Here is a 6643-nt window from a genome sequence, read left to right on the forward strand (position 1 = left end):
TGCTGAAGGCCGCCAAGGCGATGGACGTGCTCGGCAACAAGGAAGCCCGCGTCTGGGTCTCCATGGTCAAGGCCATGGTGCCGGAGCGCGCCTGCAAGATCATCGACCAGGCGATCCAGATCCACGGCGCCACGGGCATCTCGCACTGGACCCCGCTCGCCGAAATGTACCAGGACGTGCGTCACCTGCGCTTCGCCGACGGTCCGGACGAGGTGCACTGGATGGTGGTCGGACGGCACGAGCTGAGCATGGCGTGATCTCTGCTCGTCATGCGCGGGCTTGACCCGCGCATCCATCGAAGGGAACATTTCTTCGAAATTGATGGATTGCCGGGTCAAGCCCGGCAATGACGACTTGCCCAGGAGCCGCCATGGACTACGCCGCCAGCGATCTGACGCCTCGCGAGCGCTACAAGGTGCTGACGTCCTTCATCCTGCCGCGGCCCATCGCGTGGGTGACCACGCTCGGGCCGACCGGCGTCGTCAATGCCGCCCCGTTCAGCTTCTTCAACGCCTTCTGCGAGGATCCGCCGCTCTGCATGTTCGCGGCCAACCGCAAGCCGAACGGACAGGACAAGGACACCTTCCTCAACATCCAGCGCACCGGCGAGTTCGTGGTCAATATCGCGGACGAGCCGCTGGCCCGGGCCATGCACGAGAGCAGCGGAGACTTTCCGCCTGAGATCGGCGAGCCCGATTATCTCGGGCTGAAGCTTGCGCCCTCGACGACAATCTCAGTGCCACGGCTCGCCGACACGCCCTGGGCGATGGAGTGCAAGCTCTGGAAGCTGATCGACGTCAACGACGATCGCCGGCTGATCATGGGCGAAGGCCTCCACTTCCACATCCGCGACGAGCTGTGGGACCACGACGCGATGCGGGTGCACATGGACCGCTATCACCCGATCGGCCGCATGTTCGCCGACCGCTACTGCCGCACCGACGATCGCGTGGTGTTTCCGGCGGCGGAAGGCGTGAAGAAAAGATAGGGGGCAAAGGCGCAGCGCCGTGCCCTACGTCTTTCTTGCGGATCACGCCGACTGGTGGGCACGCTTCCGCCTTCGCTCTTTGAGCTGCGGCGGACAGGTCGCTTTCACCACTCTACGAGATTGAGATCGCAGTGAGGCCTGTACCCCCTCGCCCGAATTCGTCTGCGATCAAGTTCGATCTCTCCCCGCAAGCGGCAGGGCAATCGCGTATGGGTTTTTTGAAAGACTTGAGCGCACGCCTCGCCCTTCGAGACGACCGCTTCGCGGTCCCTCAGGGTAAGGCTGAGTGGCACTGGTGCCCGTTGAAACCAGCGCAACATACTCGGTCCTCATCCTGAGGGCCCGCCAGCGGCGGGCGTCTCGAAGGATGGCCACAAGCAACATCGCTCCATATGCGATTGCCCTGCGCAAGCGGGGAGAGATGAAGAAGCGCCCTACGTTGCGGGGGAGACCTTGTCCTGCGTCTTCGTCTCGAAATCGCTAGCGTCATGACGCTCGTGCAGCTGGCTTGCGGGGTCGCCGGAGACGCGGTTGACCATGCGGCCGCGCTTCACGGCTGGGCGCTGCGCGATCTGGTCGGTCCAGCGCTGCACGTTCTTGTAGTCCTGCACGGAGAGGAATTCGCCGGCGCCGTAGACCAGGCCCTTGGCGAGCGCGCCATACCAGGGCCACACCGCGATGTCTGCGATGGTGTACTCCTTGCCCGCGAGATATTCGTTGTCGGCGAGGCGCCGGTCGAGCACGTCGAGCTGGCGCTTGGTCTCCATCGCGAAGCGGTCGATGGCGTATTCGATCTTGGTCGGCGCATAGGCGTAGAAGTGGCCGAATCCGCCGCCGAGATAGGGCGCGCTGCCCATCTGCCAGAACAGCCAGGACATCGTCTCGGTCCGGGTCTTGACGTCCTTCGGCAGGAACGCGCCGAACTTCTCGGCGAGATAGAACAGGATCGAGCCGGACTCGAACACGCGGATCGGCTCGGGTCCGGAGCGGTCCATCAGCGCTGGAATTTTGGAGTTGGGATTGATGTCGACGAAGCCGCTGCCGAACTGATCGCCATTGCCGATCTTGATCAGCCAGGCGTCGTATTCGGCGCCCTTGTGGCCGAGTGCCAGCAGTTCCTCCAGCATCACCGTAACCTTCACCCCGTTCGGCGTCGCCAGCGAATAGAGCTGAAGCGGGTGCTTGCCGACCGGCAGCTCCTTCTCGTGGGTGGGGCCAGCGATCGGGCGGTTGATGCTGGCGAATTGCCCGCCGTTCTCCTTGTTCCAGGTCCAGACTTTGGGCGGCACGTAGGCGGGGGCGTCGGTCATGCGGAGGCTCCGGAAAAAGGATGCGTCTGCATTAATTAGCCCGCGAATGCCGAATGGCAAGCCCTCCGAGCCGCATTGGCGGGCGGGGTATCTCATCGTTTCGTCATGGCAAGCTCCCTTTCCCATCATTCCGGGGCGCCCGCAGGGCGAGCCCGGAATCCATCGGGCCGCCAGGAATGCTCGGAGACATGGATTCCGGGCTCGCCGCTTCGCGACGCCTCGGAATGACAGTGTCCAAGAGGCCGCGGCCCAACGCCTACACGCAAGATGCATTGCCGAATCCGGCGTGGCATCGCACGTGTCTATCGGCTAGCGTCGCTTTGCTTCGTGAGGGAAAGCAACGCGAACGCGAGGAGCCGCCGGGAGAGAGCCATGAAATCGCCGATCTGCGACATGCTGGGCATCGAATTCCCGCTGCTCGCTTTCAGCCATTGCCGCGATGTCGTCGCCGCGGTCAGCCGCGCCGGCGGGTTCGGCGTGCTGGGCGCGACCGTGCACACCCCCGACACGCTCGAGCGCGAGCTGAAGTGGATCGACGCGCATGTCGATGGCAAGCCTTACGGCATCGACGTGCTGATCCCGGAGAACATCTCGACATCAGGCGAGAAAGACGTCACCTGGAAGAGCCTGGAAGCGCGCGTGCCGCAGGAGCATCGCAATTACACGCGCGATCTCCTGAAGAAGTACGACATCGAGCTGACGACCACTGAGGTCGCATCCGATCAGCCGCAGCCGTTCGATGCGAAAACCGCACTGCAGCTGCTCGAGGTTTCCTTCAATCATCCGATCCGCCTGATCGCCAATGCGTTGGGCGTTCCCCCGAAGGCGATGATCGAGATGGGCAAGAGGCATGGCGTGCCGGTCGCAGCGCTGGTCGGCGCCAAGGAGCACGCGCTGCGCCAGGTCGCGGCCGGCGTCGACATCCTCGTGGTGCAAGGCACCGAGGCCGGCGGCCATTGCGGCGAAGTCTCGACCATGGTGCTGGTGCCGGAGGTGATCAAGGCGATCAAGGATATCCGCGACGTGCCGGTGCTGGCGGCCGGCGGCATCATGACCGGCCGGCAGATGGCGGCCTGCATGGCGATGGGCGCGGCCGGCGCCTGGACCGGCTCGGTGTGGCTGGCCACGGTCGAGTCCGAGACATCCGAGATCTTTCGCGAGAAGATGATCGCGGCGTCCTCGCGCGACGCGGTGCGCTCGAAAGGCCGCACCGGCAAGCCGGCGCGGCAGCTCCGCTCGGTCTGGACCGACGCCTGGGACCGCGCGCCGGACAGCCCGGGCGCACTCCCGATGCCGCTGCAAAGCATCATCAGTCGCGACGCCTTCAATTCGATCGACCGCGCCGCCGCCAGCGGCAACGCCAGGGCCCGCGATCTCGTCAGCTATTTCGTCGGCCAGGGCGTCGGCCTGATCGACAGCGTCAAGTCGGCTGGCACCGTGGTGCAGGAGTTCAAGGAAGAGTTCGCCGAAGCCGTCGATCACATGAATGCGCTGGTGGCGGAGTGACGATCCTCATGGTGAGGAGGCGCGCAAGCGCCGTCTCGAACCATGAGAGCCCGCGGCCCATCCTTCGAGACGCCTGCTTCGCAGGCCCCTCGGGATGAGGTCTGAGATGACTGAGAGAGTAAAGAAGCAAGAGAAATGACGACTGTTTCCTCCGACCGCATTCCCGTCATCGTCGGCATCGGCGAGATCGTCGACCGCCCCAAGGAGATTACCGAGGGCCTCGAGCCGCTCGACCTGCTCGAACAAGCGCTGCGACGTGCGGAAGCCGATGCCGGCGCAAGGCTGCTCGGCGAGGTGCAGTCGCTCGACGTCGTCAACTTCCTGAGCTGGCGCTATCGCGATCCGGAGCAGCTATTGGCGCAGCGCCTCGGCGTGTCGCCTGCGCATTGCTATTACGGTCCCGTCGGCGGCGAGAGTCCGATCCGCTACATCCACGAAGCCGCCAAGCGCATCGCGCGCGGCGAGTGCAGCGTGGCGGCCGTCTGCGGCGCCGAGGCGCAGTCGACCGCGACCAAGGCCGAGCGCGCCGGCGTCAAGCTGCCATGGACGCCGTTCGCCCATGACGTCGAGGAACCCAAGCGCGGCGCGGCGTTTCAGAAGCCGCTCGCGGTGAAGCTCGGTGTGTTCCGACCCGTCACGGTCTATCCGTTCTACGAGGCAGCCTCCTCCGCCCATTGGAGCCAGACGCCGCGCGAGGCCATGGCGGAATCCGGCACGCTGTGGTCGCGCTATTCCGAAGCCGCCGCGCAGAACCCAAATGCCTGGCTGAAGCGGCGCCATACGCCGGAGGAGATCACGACGCCGAGCGCCGACAACCGGCTGATCGCCTGGCCCTACAACAAGCTGATGGTCGCCAACCCCAGCGTCAACATGGGCGGCGCGCTGCTGCTGACCAGCCTTGCCAAGGCGCGCGCGCTCGGCATCGCCGAAGACAAGCTGGTGTATCCGCTCGGCGGCGCCTCCGCCGAGGAGCCGCGCGACTATCTGTTGCGCGACCAATTCTACGAGAGCCATCCGCAGAACGCCGTGCTGAAGGCGGCGATGGATCTTGCCGACGGCGACGGCAGGACATTCGACGCGATCGAGCTCTACAGCTGCTTCCCCTGCGTGCCCAAGATGGCGCGGCGGACGCTGGGGCTCGGCGACGACGTGCAGCCGACCGTGACCGGCGGCCTCACCTTCTTCGGCGCGCCGCTCAACACCTACATGACGCATGCCGCATGCGCGATGGTGCGGCGCGTGCGCGACGGCGCCAAGCTCGGGCTGCTCTATGGCCAGGGCGGCTTCGTCACCAAGCATCACGCGCTGGTGGTGGCGAAGGCACCGCCGCGCGAGACGCTGTCGCAGGAGACCAGTGTGCAAGGTGAAGCCGACCGCAACAAGCGCGCGGTGCCGGAGTTCGCGGCGGAGGCAAACGGCAGGGGCAAGGTCGAAAGCTTTACCGTGCTCTACGGCCGCGGCGGCGATGTCGAACACGGCGTGGCGATGCTGCGCACGGAAGACGACCGGCGCACGCTGGCGCGGATTCCGGCGAGCGACAATGCGACACTCGCGCATCTGCTGGACATGGATCGCACGCCGGTCGGCTCAATCGGCGAGTTGGCGATGGCCGGGGATGGCGTGCCGGAGTGGCGGGTTGCGTAGCATCCTCCCTCTCCCCGCAAGCCGCAGAGCTATCGAGTGACTTGTGGCGACGGCCTTCGTGCACGCCTCGTCCTTCGAGACGGCGCTGACGCGCCTCCTCAGGATGAGGCTAATCAGCGTCAGTGCCCGTTGAGACTGTTGCCGCGCACTCCGCCCTCATCCTGAGGAGCCCGCCCAAAGCGGGCGTCTCGAAGGATGGCCGCAGGGAAACATTCTCAAATACGATAGCCCGCCGCAAGCGGGCGCGGTGAAGAACACTCAGCTCTTCGGTGCCTGCTTCTCCGACGCGGTCGCCGGCTTGCCCTTGGCGCCGACGACGCGGACCGCATCGCCATCCGAAAGCCCATCCGGCGGCGCGGTGATGACGCGGTCATCCGCTGCAATCCCCGAGGCGAGCTCGATTTCGCGGCCGAGGTCGCGGGCGATCGTCACGCTCTTGAACAGCACCTTGTCATCCGCACCGACCGTCGCCACTCGCAGGCCGCTGCCGTTGAAGATCAAGGCGCTGGCGGGGATGCTCAGCGGCGCTGAGTCACGCTGGAGGCTGAGCTTCACGCTGGCATAGCCCCCGGGCATCAACTCGCCTCTGGAATTGTCGAGCCCGAGCTGCATGCGTGTGGTGCCGGAGGCGACGTCGACGGCCTGCGAGGACGCCTCCACCGTCGCCTGGAACGTCCGGTTGGGATATTCAGGCAGCGTGATGATCGCCTTGGCCCCGATCTTGATCGCCGGCACGTAGTTCTGCGGCACGTTGACGTAGACGCGCAGCTTGCTGATGTCCGAGATCACGAACATCGCCGGGCCGGAGCCGCCGCCGGCATTGATGAGCGCGCCGACGTCGGTGTCGCGCGCGGTGACGACGCCGTCGAAAGGCGCGGTGATCTTCTTGTAGCCGGCCAGCGCTTCGAGCCGCTCGACATTGGCCTTGCCCGAATTGACGGCGGCGTTCTTGTTGGAGAGGTCGGCGGTGCGCTCGTCGATCTCCTGCGCGGAGACGAAGTTGGAGGCGACCAGTGTCTTGCGGCGGTTGAGAGTAGCCTCCGACAGCCTGGCGCTGGCCTGTTGGCTGGCGAGGTCGGCGCGGGCCTGCAGCAGCTGCTGATCGAGGTCGGGCGCCTCGATCTCGGCAATCACCTGGCCGGCCTTGACGCGCGCGCCGATGTCGGCGCTCCAGCTCTTCAAATAGCCCGACACC

At 65.7% G+C, this 6643-nt stretch carries 6 protein-coding genes; 4 read left to right on the forward strand and 2 right to left on the reverse strand.

From position 1 onward, the window contains the following. Positions 1-257, forward strand: a 257-nt coding sequence (locus tag JHD07_RS28885) for an acyl-CoA dehydrogenase family protein (RefSeq protein ID WP_291628363.1), incomplete at its 5' end; no start/stop codon positions are given. Positions 258-370: 113 nt separating this feature from the next. Continuing rightward, positions 371-988, forward strand: coding sequence for a flavin reductase family protein (locus JHD07_RS28890; protein ID WP_291628365.1), 618 nt, complete (start codon positions 371-373; stop codon positions 986-988). Between the two features lie 434 nt (positions 989-1422). Here JHD07_RS28890 and yghU read toward each other — a convergent pair whose 3' ends face one another. Further along, entirely contained in the window at positions 1423-2298 is an 876-nt protein-coding gene (yghU, locus tag JHD07_RS28895) for a glutathione-dependent disulfide-bond oxidoreductase (RefSeq protein ID WP_291628367.1), read from the reverse strand. Between the two features lie 372 nt (positions 2299-2670). Here yghU and JHD07_RS28900 point away from each other — a divergent pair, with 372 nt between their 5' ends. Together JHD07_RS28900 and JHD07_RS28905 are read left to right on the forward strand one after the other, a co-directional pair. Continuing rightward, entirely contained in the window at positions 2671-3804 is a 1134-nt protein-coding gene (locus tag JHD07_RS28900) for a nitronate monooxygenase (RefSeq protein ID WP_291628368.1), read from the forward strand. A gap of 135 nt (positions 3805-3939) precedes the next feature. After that, positions 3940-5448 (forward strand): acetyl-CoA acetyltransferase, encoded by a 1509-nt coding sequence (locus JHD07_RS28905; RefSeq protein WP_291628369.1) that lies wholly within the window; start codon positions 3940-3942, stop codon positions 5446-5448. Positions 5449-5706: 258 nt separating this feature from the next. Here JHD07_RS28905 and JHD07_RS28910 read toward each other — a convergent pair. Beyond that, on the reverse strand, positions 5707-6643 hold a 937-nt coding region (locus JHD07_RS28910; protein ID WP_291628370.1), incomplete at its 5' end, for an efflux RND transporter periplasmic adaptor subunit.

The organism is Bradyrhizobium sp., assembly GCF_016462955.1.
Classification (GTDB): domain Bacteria; phylum Pseudomonadota; class Alphaproteobacteria; order Rhizobiales; family Xanthobacteraceae; genus Bradyrhizobium.

What these genes read in the sequence shown, in the direction of transcription:
- JHD07_RS28900 (WP_291628368.1), top strand. Translation starts at nt 2,671, where the DNA reads ATGAAATCGCCGATCTGCGACATGCTGGGCATCGAATTCCCGCTGCTC.
- JHD07_RS28905 (WP_291628369.1), top strand. Translation starts at nt 3,940, where the DNA reads ATGACGACTGTTTCCTCCGACCGCATTCCCGTCATCGTCGGCATCGGC.
- JHD07_RS28890 (WP_291628365.1), top strand. Translation starts at nt 371, where the DNA reads ATGGACTACGCCGCCAGCGATCTGACGCCTCGCGAGCGCTACAAGGTG.
- yghU (WP_291628367.1), bottom strand. Translation starts at nt 2,298, where the DNA reads ATGACCGACGCCCCCGCCTACGTGCCGCCCAAAGTCTGGACCTGGAAC.